Source organism: Gammaproteobacteria bacterium (genome assembly GCA_029881255.1).
GTDB lineage: Bacteria > Pseudomonadota > Gammaproteobacteria > S012-40 > S012-40 > JAOUMY01.
On the sequence record JAOUMY010000002.1, the window covers coordinates 239,935 to 260,903 of the forward strand.

A 20,969-nucleotide genomic window follows, 5' to 3' on the forward strand; every position below is an offset into this window, starting at 1 on the left:
ATTCAAGCAGGTTTTAAGGACCAATGATGTTAAACACCACGCAAATTCACAAACAACACGCATTTACCATGCTGGAATTACTCATTACCATTGCCGTATTGGGAATCCTGCTATCGGTTGCGATACCCTCTTTCTCCGGAATGACGGAGCGGTACCGCCTGAAAACGATGATAGAAACCGTGGTGGAGGACTTGCAATTTGCACGAAGCAAGGCGGTAACTGATAACACCAACATCTTTGTCAGTGTGTCCACCGGCAGTACCTGGTGTTACGGTATCAGTAGCACGGCCGCATGCGACTGCAGTACGGGTACTACATGCGACTTAAAGAAAGTTGGCTTCGGTGATTTCAATGGTTTGTCTATAGATGGAACGAATACCGATGTGAGCAACATCACATATGGGCCAATTGGTGTTTCCAATTTCATCACAGGTGGTGGACGCATCGAATTTCGTACAACAAATCTGACCGCTCGAATCAACATCAATGCGATCGGCCGTTTGCAAACCTGCTCCGATGACATACCCAGTCTTGGAAGCGCACTGGTGGATTGTTAGAACTGGCCCAGCAAATTGTAAAAAAATATGTGATATACCCCTCTAAAATTGAAATAACCGGACGCTAACAAGGTATGAAGAACCGTCTCCGCTCAGCGTAGACGGGACTATTGGTTCTAACTCATTGAAGTAGATGAATATGAACAGTTACCTACCACAGCAAACGGCACAATCAGGCTTTAGCCTGTTAGAGATGATGATTGCATCATCCCTGGGCACGCTCATTATTATGGGTTTGCTACAGGTGTTTGCGAGTAATGTTCGTACCAATAGTGATGCCATCTTGAGTACCAAGATGACTCAGGAATTGCGTGCAACAATGGACTTTATTACTACCGAAGTTCGTCGTGCAGGCTATTGGAGCGCTTCGCCTGCGCCCGCCGGATCTGTCAATCCCTATGGTATCCATGAAATTAATCAGACATGTTTACTGTACAGCTACGACACCACCGCTGCTACGACACCGGTCACAACGACAAACAGAGGTTTTCGCCTCAACACCACCACGAATACGATAGAGTGGATACAAAGCAGCACGCCAGTCGACTGCGCCTCCGGCGCCTGGACGCCGATTACGATTCCATCGATGGTAACCGTAACCGCTGTGAATTTTTCACTAAATTCTAACTCTGCCTGTATGAATGCAACCACCGGCGGTGACTGCGATCCATGCAATGGCGCAACCGCAGTATGGGCAGTAAACGATGTTCTGCACTATACACGCGGTATCAATGTCATTGTGGCAGCACAATTGACTAATGCACCGACAGTGTCGATGGCATTGCAGGAAACGATTTCCATCAGAAACCCTGAGTCTGGCGCGGCAACGGCTGCCGGACCGGCCAATACCAGTTTATGTGGTTTTAAACTTCCACTTCAGACACCAGCGATGATACGGATATGAAGTCTATGAAGCCTTTAAACGCGATACAAAAGCAGTCTGGTTCCGTCACACTTGTAATGACGGCGATCATTTTGTTCCTCTTGAGCATGGTATCGGTATTCGCCGCGCGTATTATTACGACAGACTATCGCATCAACGCCAATCACTATCGCGCCAAGCAGTTGTTTGACGCAGCGCAAGCAGGTATCGACCAGGCAATAAGTACACTGGATCGCCAGGCCATTAACGCGAATATCGGTAGCACCGATATATTCTCCGGTGGTCCACATACACTGTGTCCTCAAATACAAGCAGGACAAACAGAGTTTTACTGCGCAACCGATGCCAGTGGCACCATTGGTTTAGCCGTATTGCGCGCGCAATACAATCCTGTTCTTGTCGGTGATACCTCGCAATTAACACTAACGATCAACGCATTCTCCCCCAATGCCAATATTGCGGGAGGCATTACAGCGAACAAGACGTTTACTCAGATTGTTCAGTTCAGCCCACTGATTCCAAACCCACCACCAGGTCCACTGACCGTACTTGGAGATATCAATGCAGCGGGTGTCAGGCTGACGAATACCAATACCGACATTGCAGCATGGTCAGGTGGCGCGGCAGTAGCTCCGCCTAACACCTTCGTAAAAACCGGTACTGGCATCTATCCTTCCGACACCAATCTTGCGGCCCTGGGCATTGATCCGGCGCAAGGTATGTTCGACAACTTTGTCGGCTTTAATAAGGCCATCGTCCGTCGCCATGCACGCACGATTAATTGTACAGGTGGCTGTACCGATACAAACGCCGATATTCAGAAAATCGCAACATCAACCGGCGGCACGTACTGGCTCGCTGGTGATCTCGTTCTAAATTCTAATACTGTGCTTGGCACGTCACAGAATCCCATTGTTTTGATCATGGAAGGCAATCTGACCCTGTCCAAGAAAAACGACACGATTAATGGCCTGGTTTACAAAATTGGTGACTGGATCGATACCGGCAGCAAGGGCACGATCAACGGCGCACTTATTGTCGAAGGTAGCTTTACCGAAACAGGCAATATGGACGTCTGGTACGGCGATCTCTTATTAGGCACACCGCAGATTAGCAATCTCAATATGGTTGGTATGTATACCTCGGTTGCTGGTAGCTGGCGCGACTTCTTTTAATCAGTACGGTATGAGTAATATGCAGCATAAATCACCACACACCCGGAACTCTGGTTTTACCCTGATTGAAATCCTGATTGCCATGGTCGTCATCGGTATCGGACTGGTCGCACTGGCACGCTTTTCCGGTGTCGGGGTAAAAGAAAGTAATATGTCGCAGGCGCGTGTGCAGGCGATCACCCTGGGTGAACAAGGTATCGAAACACTGCGCACTCAATGGGCAAATGACCCAACCAATGTTCCCAGCGGTACCGACCAACAGACACCGGCTGGTAGTAATACCACTTATGATCGCAACTGGAATGTGAGTGAAACAACGAGTGGTGCGACACAGATCGATATGCGGGTTTCCTGGGCCGACCGTACCGGGGCTTTGCAAAGCGTGAGTTTGTCTTCGGTATTGGCAACGTCCACGCCACTGGATCATTCCATCACATTAACTTCAAGTCCTTCGGGTTTGGTAGTGGTTAGTACGACTGCACCGGGAGCACCTGGTACCGGCGGCGGCGCGGCTCCTGGTACTGGAACAGGTACTGGTACGGGAACTGGAACAGGTACTGGTACGGGAACTGGAACCGGCACCACAACGACTACCCTGGCAGGCACAACCACCACCACTACGCCGCCGGTTTATGTAGACGTATTGACCTGTAATTGTGAATGGAGCCACGGGAAAAAAGGCAAAGTTGAAGGCACATTACATACATCATTGAACGGCGTCTATGCTAATCCAGAGCTGACACAAATGTGTAATACCTGTTGCGGATTGACGCCTATAAAACCACCAGTTGGCGGCGAACACTACACCGAGATCTGTAATGTAGACAGTACTAAGGCGATTACGCTGCAGTAAGCCAGAAATATAGATAACGTAAAAACAAAATAGAAAAGACAGGCCATAAGGGATTGCAAAAGGCCTGACATTTGGTTGGAAAGCTATGTTGTTGCTTCTTTCATTTCTGAGGGGATGCGGCGTCATAGCATAAGGAAAGTGACTATGAAAACGACATTCAACAACCCACAACAAGGTGGGTTTAGTATGATCGAGATTCTGATCGCGATGGTTATCATCAGCGTTGCTCTATTGTCACTGGGCAAATTCGCCGGAGTCGGCGTCAGGGAAAGTAATATGTCGGCAGCGCGGGTGCAGGCAATCACCCTGGGTGAGCAGGGCATCGAAGAGCTACGTACCCAATGGGCGAATGATCCTACTGCCATTACCAATGGTTCCGACCCGACAATTACCCAAGGTAACACCACTTATGATCGCACATGGAACGTGAGTGAAACCTCTTCCGGTGCGACTCAAATCGACATGCGGGTAACATGGGCCGACCGCACCGGTGCCTCGCAAAGTATCGCGCTTTCATCAGTATTGGCGACTTCAACGCCTCTTGATCACTCGATTACGCTGACCTCCAGTCCTTCGGGACTGGTGGTGGTGAGTACGACCGCGCCGGGTGGTGGTGGTGGCGGTGGCGGTGGCGGTGGCGGTACAACTTCGACTATTGGCGGGGGTGGCATGATGACCACAACCACCTTGCCCGGCGGCGCCACGACAACCACATTGTTCGGGGTTACTACGACCACAGCGCCTGTTTACATCGATATACTCACCTGTCAATGTGAGTGGGAACGTGGACGCGGCAGCGTCGAGGGAACTGTGCATATCTCGCAGAATGGTGTGTTCGTCAATCCCCAATTGACCAATCATTGCCGCACCTGTTGTGGGCTATCTACCGCACCCGCGTCGGGTGATGTCGATGTTGTCGACGAATACTATAGCGAGATGTGTTACGTCGATAGTAGCAATAACGTGGGCCTATATTAAAGTCTAGATCGACACGCTTTTTGCAGTAAAAAGGCTTTTACTGCAAAAAGCGCAACGTGTTGATCAGCATCGTCATTCCCATATACAACGAATCGGCCAATATCTCCCCACTGTGGGAGAGTCTTTCGGCCGTGATGACTACCCTGGAAGCACCGTGGGAATGTATCTTTGTCGATGATGGCAGTCATGATGACAGCCTGGCGCGACTAGCCAATCTGCAACAGCGCCATCCACAATGTCGGATCATCAGCCTGTCGCGCAACTTCGGCCACCAGGCCGCATTATTGGCCGGCTTGCAGGCGAGTAGAGGCGACTGCGTCATCACCATGGATGGCGACCTGCAACACCCACCGCACATCATTCCGCAACTATTGGTGCAATGGAAGAACGGCGCGCACATCGTCAACACCCGCCGCGTGGATAGACGCCAATTGAATCTGAAGCGACTCACTTCCGGGCTGTTTTATCGCCTGTTTTCCTCGTTGTCGGGGCAGCGCCTACTCCCCGGCATGGCGGATTTTCGATTGCTTGATCGCCAGGTGGTGGAAACCTTGTCGCAAACCCAGGAACGCGCCCTGTTTTTACGTGGCATTTTGCAATGGCTGGGTTTTCGTCAGGCGATCGTCGACTACGAACCAGCGAAAAGATTAAGCGGAAAGTCCGGCTATTCAACGGGCAAGATGTTACACCTGGCCATGGATGGTATTACTTCGTTTTCTCTGATACCACTGCGCATGGCGACTTATTTAGGCTTTTTGTTTTCCTTCGCCAGCTTCGCCTATCTCTCTTACGCCTTGTATGGCTGGTGGTATACCTCACACAATATCGTCGGCTGGACCTCGGTCGTTGGTTCGGTATTGTTTCTCGGCGGCATACAACTGATTTGTCTCGGCATCATGGGCGAATACATCGGCAAGATTTATCTCGAAGTCAAACACCGCCCGCACTATGTCATCGAGAAGACTCTGGGGTTTGACGATGAGTAATTTTGTATTATTCATACTTGCCACTCTCGCCTCGGTCAGCGCACAGATACTCACACGCCAAGGTATGACGCAACAGACCAATGATGTCATCGCTTCATTGTTATCATGGCAAGTGTTTGCAGCTCTGGTTTGTTATGCCCTCGCCTTCGTGTGTTACGCCCTGTTTCTCGCGCGTGTAGAACTTTCTCTAGCCGCGCCGTTATTCGTCGGCGGCACCATCATCCTGCTACAAGTGTATGGACAGTTCACTGGTGAACATCTGGATATCTATCGTATTGTCGGTGCGGTACTCGTCATTGCGGGTGTAACGCTGTTATCGCTGTCCATGCACAAGGGGGCGGCATAGTGTTTTTTCGTTTGCCAGGGATGGTGGCGCTATTCAATCTTGCAGGGCTCGCGCTACTCTATTTTATTTTTCTCGATCGATTTGAGCTGTCATTACTGTTTGAAGACACCATACTTACTGGCGGCGACTCGGCCTCATGGTATCAAATCGCCTGGCATATGAAGCATGAACTGCTGCCCTACGGACGTGTGTTTGGCTGGAGCCAGGACAATTATTTTGGCTACGATAATTTGTTGCACTACTTTGTGTTACCGTTCCTGGCCATCGTGTTACTTAGCTTTATTATCCCACTGACGATCTCTCTCAAGCTGATCAGCTTTCTCGGTGTGCTGTTGTTACCGCTGGCCGTGTTCTGGATGCTCAAACGTATTGGTTATAAAACGCCACTACCCTTGATCGGCGCCGCGCTGAGTTTTTACTTTTTACTACACGAACAGTTCAGAATATTCGGCGGCAATTTATTGAGCACCCTGGCGGGTGAATTCTGCTTTAGCCTGGCCTTCGTCTTATTCACCTTGTTTATTGGCAATCTTCATCGTGGCATAGATTTGAATTCACGACTGGTGAGCAATGCCTTGTTGCTCGCCGCTATCGGACTCTCCCACGCCTTTGTGTTTTTCTCTGCGGCGTTGTTACCGGTTTTCTATTTGTTGCAACGCCACGGGCTGCGCCAGCGATTACCCTATGTATTAAAAATCTACGGCCTGGCCTTTTTGCTCATGGCCTTCTGGTCTTTACCTATGCTCGACATGCGCGAGTTCACGACGCAGGTGAATATGGTTTGGTACTTCACATCGTGGCGTGATTTTCTAAACAACCTGGGGATAATACCGATCGTGATTTTCATCAGCGGTGCGGTGCTGACCTTGATACCAGCGACGCGCAATCAACGCCTGTCCCTTTTCGTATTCATTGGCGGATGCGCAGTGGTGCTATATTTCGTCGCCAATTTATTGCGCGTACCGGATATTCGCTTTTTCCCGGCTTTTCTCTTTTCAACCATACTGATCTCAGTAGAGATTGTGTACTTACTCGCTAGTCGACTGTATTTTTATCGGCGTTATTTTATGGCTACGCTTGTGGCCATGGTCGTGCTGTTCTGTGGCAAGACGGTTTATGCACCGGAACTGCAATCACCGGCCTGGTTTGAATGGAATTACAGCGGCTATGAAGTTAAGCCGGCCTTTCGCAATGGCGTATTTCAAGAACTGGTCAACGAACTTAAAGGCGACTACACCCGTGGCCGTGTGGCCTGGGAACATGTGGATTACAATCCCGACTTTGGCAGCGAACGCGTATTTGAAAACCTGAGCTACTTCACCGGCCGTTATACCACCGAAGGCATACACTACGCCGCTGGCTTAATGAGCAAAACGGTAACGATACTGGCCAATGAATTTTCCTTGCGTCGCGGTGGTGCCGAACCCGTGATGCAAGCACAGCCCAATGTCGAGCGACTAGGTGATCACTTCAAGTTATTTAACATCTCGCAAGTCATCGCCAAGAGCACTCCGATTGAACAAATGTTCAGACGCTCGGCGGATTTTGAACTGGCACTGCTATCCGATGATTACTCTGTGTTTAATTTGAGAGACTACACGCCGTCGTTTGTTAAACCTTTGGAATATGTTCCCCCGTTGGCTACAATTGAAAGCTCACATCCAGAGGCCGCGATACGCAACTGGTTTCGTCGCGGCCATACCTTGGAATCACTATTTGTCGATCGACGACATCTTCATACGCCCGAGTTGAAAGAGCCGTTCACACAATCGGTCACGCTTGCCGCCAATGGTAAGTTGAGTGAATTATCGGTTGAGAAGATGACCCCAGCGTCAGTAAGCAAGGAATTTATTGATAACAGAACGATACGCTTTCAAACCGATGGCATTGGCAAGCCACATCTGATCAAAGTCAGCTTTTCGCCCTTATGGCAATCGTCCAATGGCGAAACAATTTATCGTGTCGCACCGGGGATGATGTTGTTGTTTCCGCAACAGGAGAAAGTTGAACTCGTGTATACGCGCAGCACTGCCGAAAAAGTTGGCCTATTAATGACATTGACAGGCTTGCTCATTATTCTCGGCATGCGCTACAAAGAAACATTCACCGAGCGATGGCTGGAAAGGCTGTTTTTGATCGCGCCGATTAACGCTACGGTATACCGACTACACCGTCCGTTGTTAATTTTACTAGTAGTGGCAACACTACTCTTGTGCTGGTGGGGTGCGAGTGTGAAGCGACAACTACTGGACTTTCACTACCAGGGCGCTGCGCTGAGCAGTAGCCAGCAATTTCAGGCCAGCGTGAATTTTCATCAGGCTACGCTCGACAACCCCGAACAAATCGACGACGATCTCGACGTGGGGGCGTTGAGTATGCTCGCGCTGGCACGTGACCTGATTGCACTCAAACAGTATGATCGCGCGCAAATCGTGTTGCAACGCATGCATGAGGACTATCCAGATTGGGCTTCATTTGATTTGATTTATTTACAACAGGCACGCCTTGCACTCGCGCAAAACCGACGCGAGATCGCCTCACGCGTACTAGATGAATGCAAAAAACGGCAAGTGCAGATTGGCGTAAACAAGTCCTGCAATAATTTCAGGGAGTCCTTCCATGTGGCACCCTGATCGATCGAATAATTGTTTCTACCGCATGCTGGCAGGGGTGTTGTTACTCCTGATATATACAGGCATGGCAAGCGCAGAAGAAGCAAAATTGTCAGCCTCTATCCAGGTGAAACTTGTCGACAAGCAGTTCCACCTGAATTGCCGAATCGAAAACACGGGGACCGTATCGCTATTCGATGTTGCGCCCGTGCTATTTGTAAACAACCAGCGCATACGCTTGCCCGCCAGTCCGCAGCTATCCGCAGGTGCGACTTACCAGCACATCATGCAAATGGATAACCCCTGGTCGACCAGAGGTAACTTTCTGTTTCCTGTGAATATCACCTATCGTAACGAAGAGGGCGTCACCGGTAGTTTTTATGCCGTAGCCGACGTCGCGCATGAGGCAAGTGCCTCGCCCAAACTCGTCATTGCCGTGCCTCCTAACTTTCTTAGCGACGATGAATCATTTGATGTTGATACTTTTATCCGCAATGCGGAAGACCAGGCGATAGACATTACGCTGTCACTCTATCCTTCAGGGCAGGTGTCCCGCCGTTTTTATCAAAGCGCGGCGCTGACAGCAGGACAATCGCTTGAATTGAAGACCGAAGTAGAAACGGAGCTAAGTCTACACAAGAAGGAGATGCTCATCATTGTTGACTATGAAAAACAGGGATATCACTATGCGCAATTAACGCGCACCTATTTTTCCGAACCCCCTGACTATGAATGGCTGTCGGCCTTTTTCTCGAAATCCAGGCTTGTCTATAGCCTGATGTCAGTTCTATTCCTCATAGCACTCACCATCATTTTTCTCGACTGGCGTAAACGCCGCCTCACACGTACTTAATATTCGGTTAATCCCGCTTTTCTATAAAGTCGCTTCGTTGAAAACAATAAAAATATGGAACGAGATTTTCAGGGATGATGCTGCATACGCGGGCGCAAGGTTTTAGCCTATTCGAACTACTCACCGTCATAACACTCGTATGTCTGCTCGTACTGGCAGCCGTTCCAGCGTTTACCGATCTCATCGACCGCATTCGTATCAAGCAACAAACGCATACCTTGTATTCACGACTACAACTGGCCCGACAATTAGCCTTGAGTAGCGGTAGCGATGTACGGGTGCGTTTTCAGCAACACCAGGGGCGCTGGTGTCTGGGTTTTTTTGATGAAATACATGGCGCGTGTGATTGCACGCAAGCTGACAGTTGTCGCGTTTCGGAGCGGGAATATCGCTACACCATCGACAACCACGATGCCGCCTTGTACCGGACGCGATTTGCCGGAGGCGGCGTTCTCGGGTTTTCCGCCAGCCGAGGGATAGCCAGCGATAGCGATGGTTTTCACAACGGCAGTGTGTGGTTGCGTTCGCCTCGCAACAAAACCTTTGCGGTTGTCGTCAGTCGGCTTGGGCGATTGCGCCTGTGTGAAGCAGGCGTCGGTAATTGTCCGCCAGCGCCGGGAGCCTAACATGCACAATCAGCGAGGTCATAGCCTAGTCGAACTGGTAATCGCCAGTGCCATCGGCGTCGTCGTGTTAACCCAGGCGCTGGACTTATTTGCTCATCGAGTAGCGGCGCAAACCCATCACCAGGGGCAACTACGACTCGAACAGGAAGTCCGCGCCATTATCGCCGTCGTGGAAAACGAGGTATCGCGTCATGCCTATTGGAATTCCGCTGATCAAACGCACAATCCACACGCGCAATGGATCGCACGCAGCGACTGCCTAATCGTCAGCCACGATCGTAATCGCGACGGTTCGACTTCTGTCGATAGCGGCGAACGAAGTGGCATACGATTTCGTGAACAACGTGTCCAATGGCGCAGCAATGCCACGGATTGTGATAGCGGTCGCTGGGAGGCGCTGAATGAAGACTCCACCGTCGTGATCGACGAGTGGCGTTTTGTGTTTGTCGCGGATGGCGACTGTACAAATCTTAGTCATACCCCGCCGTCTTCGTGCAATCCTACGATTTGTCCTTATGATCAGTTTCGAAGGGGTGACAAACTAAGAAAACATTATCGCGTCGGTATAGACATAGACGCCCACTTACGCGCCAACCCAAACACTAAAATTCAAATTCAACATCAGATTCATCTACACAATCCGCTTGTAGAAATTTCAAGCACCGACGGGCCATCACAAGGAGAAGAACATGCCTGTAACTAAACAACAAGGAGCGTATACACTTAGCACGGTACTTACCATCTTATTTATTTTCGGTCTTGCGAGTATCTTTAGTGCACAGACGAGCATCGCCGAAACACGCATGGTGAATGCGGAAGCCCAGCGACACCTGGCGTCACAGATTGCGCAAATCGGTCTCGCCACCAGTTTGCAACAACTTTCCGCAGAGACGTTCCACTCGCTGTCTTCTTCGGAAACGCAAACGATAGCAAGCGAGGCACTATCCAATTCGTCTGGTTTGGCCATTGGTAGTTACACAAGCTCGATACAACGCAATTCCAACGTCGACGCATTCGTCACGGTAGAGGCAAGAACTGCCGACAACAGTAGTCGTCAACGTGTGCAACAACAGGTCAATCTGCAACCATTGTTTCACTATCTTCCACGCAGCGCGGCCACGATTAGCGGTGATGCGGTATTGCATCCACTGGTAACGATTAACGGCCTGGATGAGACGCCCTTGTGGTGGAGCGGTGGCACAAAACACGGCGGATTCGCCTATCGGCCTGTTACCAACGATCAACACCTCAGACAACTCAATAGAGATTCCTTTATTGCGAATTTCAGCACCTTGTCACTCGACGGTCTACGTCAGGCCTTGACCAACATTGATTGCACTGACACATGCTCAACCTCGCAGCTCGACGATGTCGGCAATGCCTTTATCGTCGGTGATTTGAACATAGAGCATAGCTTCGGCACGATCGAATCACCTCGCCTTCTAATCGTCGATGGCAATGTGAATATTCGTGACCGCGCGACGTTCACAGGCGTGCTGATATGTCTCAACGGATGGAATAACCGAACACATGTTGGTGGTGTGCGCGGCGAAGTTCTCGTATGGGGAGATGTCAGCATCGATAATATCTTTCAACTGTCTTACGATTCTGGCGTCGTCAGCACCGTGATACGTAATAGCGCGTTTTTAGTGCCGGTTGCGGGAACCCTGATTGATGGATAACCAAGGTGGCGCGTCGCTCATTGAAGTAATGATCGCGATGGCGATACTCGTCTCCGGTAGTCTCGCCTTTGTACAACTGGACAATAAACTGCTACGCCATACCCGTGAGACGATGAACCACGCCCACGCTGCTCAGCTGTTACAACAAAAGTTGGTCGAACTGCAACATACTACGTCCCTGCACGATGGTAGTGATCAGATAGAAACGGACACGCATGTATTTGAGCGGCGCTGGCAGATGTCATCTGAGCAAGGCATTGTTTATATTCACGTCTATATTCGTTGGCCCGATGTCCAGGGAGAATTTAGTGATCGCAGCCAGCAACAGGCGTCGCTACGCATCCGTGCTCCCGAACTGGACCTTGCCCCAGCTCGGCCTATCCAGATCATACGATTCCCCGCTGAGTAGCCCGGTAGCCGGGCTCAATCTACGCCAATTCTGTGTTAAAATGCCGACTTTTCGCCCCGAGGATGTTATGGCAAACAAAGGAATTCTAATCACCGGTGGCGCCGGTTACATCGGCAGTCATGTGGTAAAGCTATTGGGAGACAGCGGTTATGACAATATCGTGGTGCTCGACAATCTGAGCAAGGGCTTTCGCGAGGCTGTCTTATATGGCGAACTCGTCGTCGGCGATACCGGCGACAAGGATTTAGTCAGCCAGGTCTTGCGTGAACACAATATCGAATCTGTCATCCATTTCGCCGCGCATACCATCGTCCCCGAGTCTGTCGAGAATCCGCTCAAGTATTACGGCAACAATACCTGTAGCACGCGTAATTTGCTCGAATGTTGTGCACAAGCCGGTGTTATACAATTTATTTTTTCCTCTACCGCTGCGGTATACGGCATTCCCGAGGTCAGCCCGGTGACCGAAGACACGCCCAAGTCGCCTATCAATCCCTATGGCACGTCCAAGCTGATGACGGAATGGATGCTTCAGGATTTAGGCGCTGCAACGTCGATGAAGTATGTCGTATTGCGTTATTTCAATGTCGCCGGTTGTGACCCGGAAGGAAAAATCGGTCAGTCCACACCCGAGGCGACGCTGTTAACCAAAGTCGCGTGTGAAGTTGCGATAGGCAAGCGCGAAAAGCTTTATGTTTTTGGCACTGATTACGACACCCACGATGGCACCGGTGTGCGTGATTATATTCACGTCGTCGATCTTGCCGATGCACATATCAAGGCGTTGGAGTATTTACAGCAAGGCGGCGCCTCTGATGTGTTTAATTGCGGCTACGGTCACGGCTATAGTGTGCGCGACATGATTAAAGCAGTAGAGAAGGCACATGGTTCGCCTTTGTCGGTTGAAGAACATCCTCGCCGTGCGGGCGATCCCCCGTCATTGATTGCGGATAGTAGCAAGCTCAAACAAAAAATGGGCTGGGTGCCAAAATATGATGATCTGGATGGGATCGCGGCGACGGCGTTGAACTGGGAGAAGAACCGGCATTATTGACGCCGGTTTGCTTATATCGCGAAATTCTTAATACGGTATCTTGGCATCTTCGAGCAACTGACGTACGTGGCTTACCGGAATCGCATAGGTAATGCCACTAGGGTTCTCCAAAATTTTTTCCTTGGTTTCCTTTACAAACACCTTGTTGATCACGCCAACCACTTTGCCAGTTTCGACGTGGTATACCGGACTGCCACTATTACCCGGATAGGCGGTGGCGTCCAGTTGGAAGACATCGAAGGGATCACGCAGGCGTCGTATCATTCTGACATCGAGATCCTTGGGATTCACTACCGGAATAGCGACCGGCGAAATCGCCGAAACGATACCGCGATGGGTAACCGGATAAACTCCTAGTACTGCGCCAATAGGAAAACCGGTGAACGCGATTTCATCACCCTCGCGTACTTTTTCCGTATGTCCCATGACCATAGCCGGTACCGGTTCGCCGCTTATCGCGATCAAAGCCAGGTCGTGAATGTGATCAATTTGAATTTGTTTGGCAGGTCGTACCTTCGCAGATTCACCGGTGCCGACGATGACACACAGGGTTTCTTTGTTTTCTTCGTCCAGGACTTCCGGCAACACATGGGCATTGGTAACAAAATAGGTTCCGTTACCAACCGCAAATCCGGTCCCCATCAATTTGGTGCCTGGACGTCGAGTGGTTTGATGCGTACAAACGCCGACGATGCTGGGTTTAATTTTTTCGATAGTGTCCGCAAGACTGGCGATTGCCGATTGACCCAGGCCAAATGCGCACATGTTTATCGCCATAACGCTGAGAATAATCCGTTTCATTTGCTTGCTCTGTTTTACCTATGCCTAGCGATTAACACGATAACGCGGTCCATTTTGTCTGTCGAGATCAACCTGAACGCGCTCATCTGCCCAGCCGTGCACATTGTCGCGGGCTTCGATGTAAATAATTTTGATATTGCGCGGGATTTTAAGATCGCCGAGACTGCGCGTGAATGGCTGTTCGGTTTCATGTGGATGCATCAACACCCGTCGTCCCAGTTCATTGCCTTTTTTGTCGACGACTCTCCAGGCGTCGGCATAGTGATCCCAGCCGCTGTCTTCATGTTTTAAGGTGACGCGCACTGTCCAGGTATTCTGTTTTTGCGTGAGCAGAACATCCATGATTTCGACTTCGTTGGCGTTTGCAATACTGGGCATGATCAGGACAAACAGCATCAACAGATACATGTGTTTCATCATCAAAACTCCACGTAAGGTTTTATCAGTATTATTACCACCATGCCGAAAACTCCGGCGAGCATGTCGTCTACCATAATGCCGAAGCCACCGTGCACGTGACGATCAAGCAGGCGTATCGGCCAGGGTTTCCAGATGTCGAATAATCGAAACAGAAAAAACCCGATCACGATCCATTGCCAGCCTTGTGGCGCAAACATCATCGTTATCAAATAGCCAACGACTTCGTCCCATACGATACTGCCATGATCGTGTACACCGAGTGCGCGGCTATATACGTGGCAGGCCCAGATGCCGACTATGGAAAATATTAGCACTAGGCCTATATAGGTCGATGTTGGTAAGTTTTGCATGAGCACAAAGATGGGAATCGCGGCGAGTGTGCCGAAGGTGCCAGGGGCGACTGGCGCCAAACCTGATCCGAATCCGAGTGCTAGCCATTTGGCGACGAAGTTCATAGGTCTCCTTAGGCGAAGTGGTCGTATCCACGTTTCGTCACGGCCAGTTCCCGGCCGTCACGATAGAGGCATTGCAGGGTGTTTCCTTTCACCATCTGCCCGATTTGAGTTATGACGATACCATGTTGGCTGGCAATGTCGAGTAGTGTGTTCACGTGTTCGTCTGCAACGGTGAAGCAAATTTCGTAGTCGTCGCCGCCGCTGAGCAAAAATTGGTATTCTTCGTCATCTATTCCTTTGTCTGTTACACCTTCGGACAATGGAACATCTTCGATTTGGATGGTCGCGCCAAGCTCACTACGCTGCATAATGTGACCAAGATCTGCGAGCAGGCCATCGGAGATGTCGATGGCGGCGTTGATATACGGTTTTAGTATTTGCATGTCAACGACTCGCGGGGTTGGGCGGTTTAGTCGTTGTAGAAAATAATCATCCGCAGAGGCCGTGCTCAGTTGTCGTAGGCCGATGGCGGCGTCACCAATTGTGCCGGTGACAAATATTTTGTCGCCGGGTTTTGCGGCGTCACGGCGTAGTGCTTTCCCGTCTTCGATGATTCCGGCGATTTGTACGCTGATGGTCAGTTGTGTTCCCCGGCTGGTGTCGCCGCCGATAATCTGTACACTATGTTGGCGCGCGAGTTCATCCATGCCCAGAGCGAATTCTTTTATCCACTGTTCGTCTTCAAACTCACTGAGGGTGATGGCGAGTGTGGCCCATTGGGGTTTGGCGCCCATGGCGGCCATGTCACTGAGGTTTACGGCGAGGCTTTTGTAGCCTATATCGCGTGCTTGTGTTTGTTCGGGAAAGTGTACGCCACGGACGAGGGTGTCGACGGCAATGCATTGTTGTACATTGCCGGTTTGTATTATGGCACCATCGTCACCAACACTGAGTATGACATCGTTTCTGTTCTCACCGATGTGCGCAAAGTAACGGTCGATGAGGGAAAATTCTGACATAGTTTATGATTTGCGTTTCTTATCTGCGTTTATTTCAATCTGGCGAGTGTCGATGGCGACTTTGTCGACGACGCCGTTGATGAAGCGGTGAGATTTGTCTGCGCCGAAGCGTTTTCCAAGGTCGATGGCTTCGTTGATTACAATGCGATACGGAATGTCGATAACGTATTTGAGTTCGTAGGTAGCCAGTCGAAGTATGGCGCGTTCGATAGGACCAAGGTCATCGAGGTGGCGGGTAACATGTGGTTTGTAGAGTTCGTCGATTTCGCTGGCGTTTTGGGTGATGCCGCTGATCAAGCGTTCGAAGTATTCCATGTCGGTGTTTGAGCCGCTATGCTCTTCACGAAATTGTTTGATGATGTCACCGATATTTTGCTGCGCGATTTGCCATTGATATATTGCTTGTACTGCGGCTTGACGTGCGCGACGGCGTGCTTGTCCGACATTCATTTTCTACTACCTTTTTAAAGAGCTTTTGGACTGTTGTCCGTTTTACATTCTGTGTTGTGCAATTGTTTAGTTTGTTTTGTGCCTGGGTTCCCGTTGCTCCATGCCTGGAAAGGGCTTCTGTTTACAAAACTCGCTGTGAATACTTCCCTGTACGCTCTGCGGCCGCGTCCATGCGGCCGAAGGTTTTGTAAACAGAAGCCCTTCCCAGGCAATACGCAACTGTATTGTGCTATTGCTTAGTTTGTATTCGTGCCTAGGTTCCCGCTACTACGAGTTTTTGTATTCACTTCAAGTGACTCGCCCATTCGCTGCTGTGTATCTGCTTAGTTTGTATTCGTGCCTAGGTTCCCGCCACTACGCGCTTGGAAAGGGATTCGATTACAAAACTCGCTGTGAATATTTCCCTGTACGCTCTGCGTCCACGTCCATGCGGCCGAAGGTTTTGTAAACGAATACCCTTCACGGCCACTGCGCGGCTACTTTGTGCTAAATGTCTAGATTTGGCGTTTTCGTTTTAACCGCTTAAAACCAAGATATTCGATACACAATGTTGCGCAACAAAACTTCCTGCCACCGAAAACTAATCTCGACTCCGCGAACGAAACCAAAGTACAACCACATTCGGATTCTTACGAGTCACAAACACTTCTAGAATTAGGTTTCATATTCATTGAACCGAAATTACAAAACCAATTCTGAATTTCTCTCCCAAACCACTACCACGATCTCTCAAGCACAGTGTTGGGGAAGGGTGTGGCGTTACAAAACCTTCGGCCGCATGGACGCGGCCGCAGAGCGTACAGGGAAGTATTCACAGCGAGTTTTGTAACGCCACACCCTTCCCCAACACTGTGCCCACCACGAAACACGAATTCACAACGGAACCCTACATATTGCGAAACAAATTCACCATTTCGATCGCAGAAACTGTCGCTTCGACACCTTTGTTACCGGCCTTGGTGCCTGCACGTTCGATCGCTTGCTCTATCGTATCCACCGTCAACACGCCGAATGCGACAGGCACATCGTCGTTGAGCGAAACGTGTGACAGACCCTTGGTCACCTCACCCGCGACATATTCAAAGTGCGGTGTTCCGCCACGGATAACAACGCCAAGCGCGATAATCGCATGGTATTTTTTACTACGGGCCATACGCTGTGCGGCCAGGGGAATTTCAAAGGCACCGGGAACTCGGACGATTTCGATATCGCTGCGTTTGCCGCCATGACGGACGATGGTGTCGATGGCGCCTTCGAGTAGGCTTTCGCCGATATAGCTGTTGAAGCGGCTCACGACGATACCGAATTTGGTGTCTTTTGCTACGGTGAGTTCGCCTTCATATGTTTTGATGTCGTTCATAGTGTCATCCGTCTATCGATACGTATTCTGTCACTTCCAGTCCGAAGCCTGAGATGCCGTGCATTCTCTTCGGCGCACCTATTACGCGCATTTTCTTTACGCCAAGGTCAGCGAGGATTTGGGCGCCGAGGCCATAGGTACGCAAATCGCCTGCCGGTTCCGGTTGCGGCAGTATACCGCCACCATCTTGTAATTGGTAATTGCGGATGCGCTTGATCAAATCATTGGCGGCAATTTCTTTGCGGATGAGTATGGCTATACCACTGCCCTCACGTGCAATGGCTTGCATGGCCTTGCGCATCGGTAAGGGTAATCCATCACGTTCCGCGTTCAATACATCGGTCACGTCATCGCGCAGGTGTACTCGAACCAATGTCGGTGTTTCTCCATTGACCTCGCCGTAGACGGCGGCCAGATGCACTTGCTGGCTGAGTAAATCGCGATAGGCGCACAGGGTAAATTCACCCCATTCCGTCGGCAGGCTGCATTCGGCAACTCGTTCGATGCTTTTTTCGTTGCGTATGCGGTAGTCGATCAGGTCGGCAATAGTGCCCATCTTCAGGCCGTGCTCGCGGGCGAAGATTTCCAGGTCGTCGCGACGGGCCATAGTGCCATCTTCATTGAGTATCTCGATGATGACCGCAGCGGGTTCAAGTCCTGCTAGACGTGCGAGATCGCATCCGGCTTCCGTATGTCCGGCGCGGGTAAGTACGCCGCCGGGTTGGGCCATGATCGGGAAGATGTGGCCCGGTTGTACGATGTCTTCCGGTTTGGCGTCGGCCGCAACGGCAGCGCGTACGGTTTGGGCGCGGTCGGCGGCGGAGATACCGGTGGTCACGCCGTGGGCAGCTTCGATTGAAACCGTGAAATTGGTCGAGTGTTTGTCATTGGTGTTGCTCACCATTAGCGGCAGTTTTAATTGCTGACAGCGCTCAGTGGTGAGAGTCAAACAGACCAGGCCGCGGCCATAGCGGGCCATAAAATTGATGTCGTCGGGACGCACCCATTGCGCGCCCATGATCAGGTCGCCTTCGTTTTCCCGGTCTTCGTCGTCCATCAGGATGACCATTTTGCCCTGACGGATGTCTTCGATGATGTCTGCTATTGGACTGAAAGCCATGAGTGATTATCCACGTTTGAAACCGTGCTCGGCGAGCAGGGCTTCGGTAATGCCGGAGGAGGTTTGTTGCGCCGCTTTGTCGCCAAGGATTAATCGTTCCAAATAACGCGCAATGATATCGACTTCGAGATTCACCCGGGTACCGGGGCGAAAGTCATCCATGGTGGTGATCTTGAGCGTATGCGGCACGATGGTCAGGCGAAAGGTATTACCGTTCACGGAATTTACCGTCAGGCTAATCCCATCGACACAAATCGAGCCTTTTTCGGCGACATAGCGGGCCAGTTCATCAGGTGCACGCACCCAGAATTCCTCGGCGCGGGCCTGTGTCTCCCGGGACAGAATTTCTCCCACGCCATCGACGTGGCCGCTGACCAGATGCCCACCCAGCGGGGTAGCCAAAGTCAGGGCTTTTTCGAGATTGACGTGATGACCAACCGATAGATTTCCCAAGGTAGTACGTGACAACGTTTCCCGCGAGACATCGGCGGCGAATCCCTGGGTGTCTTTTTCGATGACCGTAAGACACACCCCATTCACCGCGATACTGTCGCCAAGATTGACCGTATCCATGCCCAGATCGGGGCAACGTATGGATAGGCGCATGTCACCGCCGCGTGCTTCGCTGCGCGATAACTGGCCTTTGGTCTGTATGATACCGGTGAACATAGGAGATTTATTGTCTCAGGGTGTTGGTTTTGAACGTCAAAAGGCCTGCGAGTATAACATGAAGCGCTAATACTTAACCAAGTCCGGCCAGCGTAGTTCTATCGCTTGCCCGGTCGGCAGGTGATGCGCCAGTCCTGACCAATCGCGCGGATATCGACGATTTCCATGGGTATCTTCTGTTCCATGGAAATCACACCTGGCAGGTGCATCATGCCGGCGGCGGCATCGCCCATCAACACCGGCGCCATATAAATAATGAGTTCATCGAGGAGTTTTGCGCGTAGCATTGCGCCATTGAGTATGGCCCCCGCTTCCATCATGACCTCATTGATCTCCAGTTGACCCAGCTTATCCATCAAGGCATTAAGATCCACGCCGCCCTGATAATCCGGCAGGACATAGACCTCAGCACCCCGTTGTTCGAGGGCGGCCTTTTTTTCTGTATTGCGCGAAGTACAGAAGATGAGGGTGCGTCCGGAGAGTTCGAACATGCGTGCATCCGGCGGCGTGCGCAGTTCGCTATCGAGGATGATACGCGCGGGTTGGGTTGTCGGTTCTTCACCGAGCTCGTTTTCGCGCAGATTGAGATAGGGATTGTCCGACAACACCGTGCCGATACCGCTCATAATGGCAGAGCTGCGCGCGCGCAATCGTTGTACATCGCGGCGTGCGGTGGGCGCGGTTATCCAGTGACTCTCACCGGTTGCCATGGCGGTGCGACCGTCGAGACTCATCGCGACCTTACACATTACCCATGGCCGACCAGTACTCATGCGTTTGACGAAGCCGCGATTGAGTAGTTGAGCCTGTTCGGTCATCAGACCTTCACGCACCGTAATGCCCGCCTGTTTGAGCTCTGCAATGCCATTGCCCGCGACTTGCGGATTAGGATCGGTCATGGCCACTACCACTTCTGACACTCCGGCGGCGATCAAGGCCTGTGTACACGGCGGTGTTTTACCGTGATGGCAGCAAGGCTCGAGGGTGACATAGGCTGTCGCACCTCGCGCCTGTTCACCGGCCATGTTCAAGGCATTCACTTCGGCATGCGCCTGCCCAGCTAAGGCATGATATCCCTCGCCTACTACTGCGCCATCTTTGACCAACACACATCCGACACGCGGATTAGGATGAGGACTGCACATCGGCGTCTCCGCGAGTTGAATCGCGCGCGCCATAAAACGATGATCATCGCTGTTGAACATTAGTGTCTCTTGTCGTCGTCAGGAAGAAGTGGCATTTGCTGGCGATTGAATTCTTCGTTGGGCTCGCGTTCCAGTTTTTCGATCTCATCGCGGAATTCGCTCACGTCCTGGAAACTGCGATAGACCGAAGCAAAGCGAATATAGGCAACGCGATCAAGTTTGCGCAGTTCGTCCATAACCCAGCCTCCCAATTGATCCGACGAAACTTCGCGATCGCCGGTTGCGCGCAGTTTGCGTGTAATCATATTAATGGATTGCTCGATTCTTTCCGTGTCGACAGGGCGTTTTTCCAGGGCGCGCATAATCCCCTGACGCATTTTGACTTCATCAAAGGGGACGCGGCTGCCATTGCGTTTGATGATGCGCGGCATTACCAGCTCAGCGCTTTCAAAAGTGGTGAATCGCTCAGCGCAGGTCAGACACTCACGGCGGCGACGGACCATATCGCCTTCGTTCGCCAGCCGCGAGTCTATTACCTTGGTTTCGGTCGCGCCGCAGAATGGGCAACGCATGTTT

Annotated in this window: 24 protein-coding genes; 14 read left to right on the forward strand and 10 right to left on the reverse strand. The window is 51.1% G+C overall.

Features of this window, described 5'->3' with window-relative positions:
* Positions 1–23: 23 nt before the first annotated feature.
* From OEZ43_06230 to galE, 14 genes are all read left to right on the forward strand, one after another.
* Complete coding sequence (locus tag OEZ43_06230; GenBank protein MDH5545170.1) at positions 24–557, forward strand: GspH/FimT family pseudopilin; 534 nt, start codon at positions 24–26, stop codon at positions 555–557.
* 139 nt (positions 558–696) lie between these two features.
* On the forward strand, positions 697–1,461 hold the full coding sequence (locus OEZ43_06235) for a prepilin-type N-terminal cleavage/methylation domain-containing protein (protein MDH5545171.1): 765 nt from the start codon (positions 697–699) through the stop codon (positions 1,459–1,461).
* A 5-nt stretch (positions 1,462–1,466) separates the two neighbouring features.
* Entirely contained in the window at positions 1,467–2,615 is a 1,149-nt protein-coding gene (locus OEZ43_06240) for a pilus assembly PilX N-terminal domain-containing protein (protein ID MDH5545172.1), read from the forward strand.
* 19 nt (positions 2,616–2,634) lie between these two features.
* Positions 2,635–3,468 (forward strand): prepilin-type N-terminal cleavage/methylation domain-containing protein, encoded by an 834-nt coding sequence (locus OEZ43_06245; GenBank protein MDH5545173.1) that lies wholly within the window; start codon positions 2,635–2,637, stop codon positions 3,466–3,468.
* Positions 3,469–3,612: 144 nt separating this feature from the next.
* On the forward strand, positions 3,613–4,446 hold the full coding sequence (locus tag OEZ43_06250; protein MDH5545174.1) for a prepilin-type N-terminal cleavage/methylation domain-containing protein: 834 nt from the start codon (positions 3,613–3,615) through the stop codon (positions 4,444–4,446).
* Between the two features lie 56 nt (positions 4,447–4,502).
* Positions 4,503–5,432, forward strand: coding sequence for a glycosyltransferase family 2 protein (locus tag OEZ43_06255; protein ID MDH5545175.1), 930 nt, complete (start codon positions 4,503–4,505; stop codon positions 5,430–5,432).
* Positions 5,425–5,778 (forward strand): hypothetical protein, encoded by a 354-nt coding sequence (locus OEZ43_06260; protein ID MDH5545176.1) that lies wholly within the window; start codon positions 5,425–5,427, stop codon positions 5,776–5,778. The genes OEZ43_06255 and OEZ43_06260 overlap by 8 nt, the downstream gene beginning before the upstream one ends.
* Positions 5,778–8,411, forward strand: coding sequence for a hypothetical protein (locus tag OEZ43_06265; GenBank protein MDH5545177.1), 2,634 nt, complete (start codon positions 5,778–5,780; stop codon positions 8,409–8,411). Before OEZ43_06260 ends, OEZ43_06265 begins: the two co-directional genes overlap by 1 nt.
* Positions 8,398–9,243: a hypothetical protein gene (locus OEZ43_06270; GenBank protein MDH5545178.1), complete on the forward strand. Its 846-nt coding sequence runs from the start codon at positions 8,398–8,400 to the stop codon at positions 9,241–9,243. Before OEZ43_06265 ends, OEZ43_06270 begins: the two co-directional genes overlap by 14 nt.
* Positions 9,244–9,317: 74 nt before the next feature.
* Complete coding sequence (locus OEZ43_06275) at positions 9,318–9,869, forward strand: GspH/FimT family pseudopilin (protein ID MDH5545179.1); 552 nt, start codon at positions 9,318–9,320, stop codon at positions 9,867–9,869.
* A gap of 1 nt (position 9,870) precedes the next feature.
* Complete coding sequence (locus OEZ43_06280; GenBank protein MDH5545180.1) at positions 9,871–10,572, forward strand: prepilin-type N-terminal cleavage/methylation domain-containing protein; 702 nt, start codon at positions 9,871–9,873, stop codon at positions 10,570–10,572.
* The gene (locus OEZ43_06285; protein ID MDH5545181.1) at positions 10,559–11,551 is read left to right on the forward strand and encodes a hypothetical protein; all 993 of its coding nucleotides are present in this window, start codon (positions 10,559–10,561) and stop codon (positions 11,549–11,551) included. Before OEZ43_06280 ends, OEZ43_06285 begins: the two co-directional genes overlap by 14 nt.
* Positions 11,544–11,960, forward strand: coding sequence for a prepilin-type N-terminal cleavage/methylation domain-containing protein (locus OEZ43_06290; GenBank protein MDH5545182.1), 417 nt, complete (start codon positions 11,544–11,546; stop codon positions 11,958–11,960). Before OEZ43_06285 ends, OEZ43_06290 begins: the two co-directional genes overlap by 8 nt.
* Before the next feature lie 67 nt (positions 11,961–12,027).
* Complete coding sequence (gene galE / locus OEZ43_06295; protein ID MDH5545183.1) at positions 12,028–13,014, forward strand: UDP-glucose 4-epimerase GalE; 987 nt, start codon at positions 12,028–12,030, stop codon at positions 13,012–13,014.
* Between the two features lie 27 nt (positions 13,015–13,041).
* Here galE and OEZ43_06300 read toward each other — a convergent pair whose 3' ends face one another.
* The 10 genes from OEZ43_06300 to nrdR form a co-directional block, all read right to left on the reverse strand.
* Entirely contained in the window at positions 13,042–13,815 is a 774-nt protein-coding gene (locus tag OEZ43_06300; protein ID MDH5545184.1) for a serine protease, read from the reverse strand.
* 24 nt (positions 13,816–13,839) lie between these two features.
* Positions 13,840–14,235, reverse strand: a complete 396-nt coding sequence (locus tag OEZ43_06305) for a hypothetical protein (GenBank protein MDH5545185.1) — start codon at positions 14,233–14,235, stop codon at positions 13,840–13,842.
* Positions 14,235–14,690 (reverse strand): phosphatidylglycerophosphatase A, encoded by a 456-nt coding sequence (locus tag OEZ43_06310; protein MDH5545186.1) that lies wholly within the window; start codon positions 14,688–14,690, stop codon positions 14,235–14,237. Before OEZ43_06310 ends, OEZ43_06305 begins: the two co-directional genes overlap by 1 nt.
* 8 nt (positions 14,691–14,698) lie before the next feature.
* A complete protein-coding gene (thiL, locus tag OEZ43_06315) occupies positions 14,699–15,649 on the reverse strand; it encodes a thiamine-phosphate kinase (protein ID MDH5545187.1) in 951 nt (316 codons plus the stop codon).
* A 3-nt stretch (positions 15,650–15,652) separates the two neighbouring features.
* Positions 15,653–16,099: a transcription antitermination factor NusB gene (gene nusB / locus OEZ43_06320; protein ID MDH5545188.1), complete on the reverse strand. Its 447-nt coding sequence runs from the start codon at positions 16,097–16,099 to the stop codon at positions 15,653–15,655.
* An 886-nt stretch (positions 16,100–16,985) separates the two neighbouring features.
* The gene (ribE, locus tag OEZ43_06325) at positions 16,986–17,459 is read right to left on the reverse strand and encodes a 6,7-dimethyl-8-ribityllumazine synthase (protein ID MDH5545189.1); all 474 of its coding nucleotides are present in this window, start codon (positions 17,457–17,459) and stop codon (positions 16,986–16,988) included.
* A gap of 4 nt (positions 17,460–17,463) precedes the next feature.
* Positions 17,464–18,579 (reverse strand): bifunctional 3,4-dihydroxy-2-butanone-4-phosphate synthase/GTP cyclohydrolase II, encoded by a 1,116-nt coding sequence (gene ribBA, locus OEZ43_06330; protein ID MDH5545190.1) that lies wholly within the window; start codon positions 18,577–18,579, stop codon positions 17,464–17,466.
* 6 nt (positions 18,580–18,585) lie between these two features.
* Positions 18,586–19,248: a riboflavin synthase gene (locus OEZ43_06335; protein ID MDH5545191.1), complete on the reverse strand. Its 663-nt coding sequence runs from the start codon at positions 19,246–19,248 to the stop codon at positions 18,586–18,588.
* 98 nt (positions 19,249–19,346) lie between these two features.
* Positions 19,347–20,453 carry a bifunctional diaminohydroxyphosphoribosylaminopyrimidine deaminase/5-amino-6-(5-phosphoribosylamino)uracil reductase RibD gene (ribD, locus tag OEZ43_06340; protein ID MDH5545192.1) on the reverse strand — a complete coding sequence of 369 codons (1,107 nt, stop codon included), beginning with the start codon at positions 20,451–20,453 and terminating at the stop codon, positions 19,347–19,349.
* Positions 20,453–20,965 carry a transcriptional regulator NrdR gene (nrdR, locus tag OEZ43_06345; protein MDH5545193.1) on the reverse strand — a complete coding sequence of 171 codons (513 nt, stop codon included), beginning with the start codon at positions 20,963–20,965 and terminating at the stop codon, positions 20,453–20,455. The genes ribD and nrdR overlap by 1 nt, the downstream gene beginning before the upstream one ends.
* Positions 20,966–20,969 lie beyond the last annotated feature (4 nt).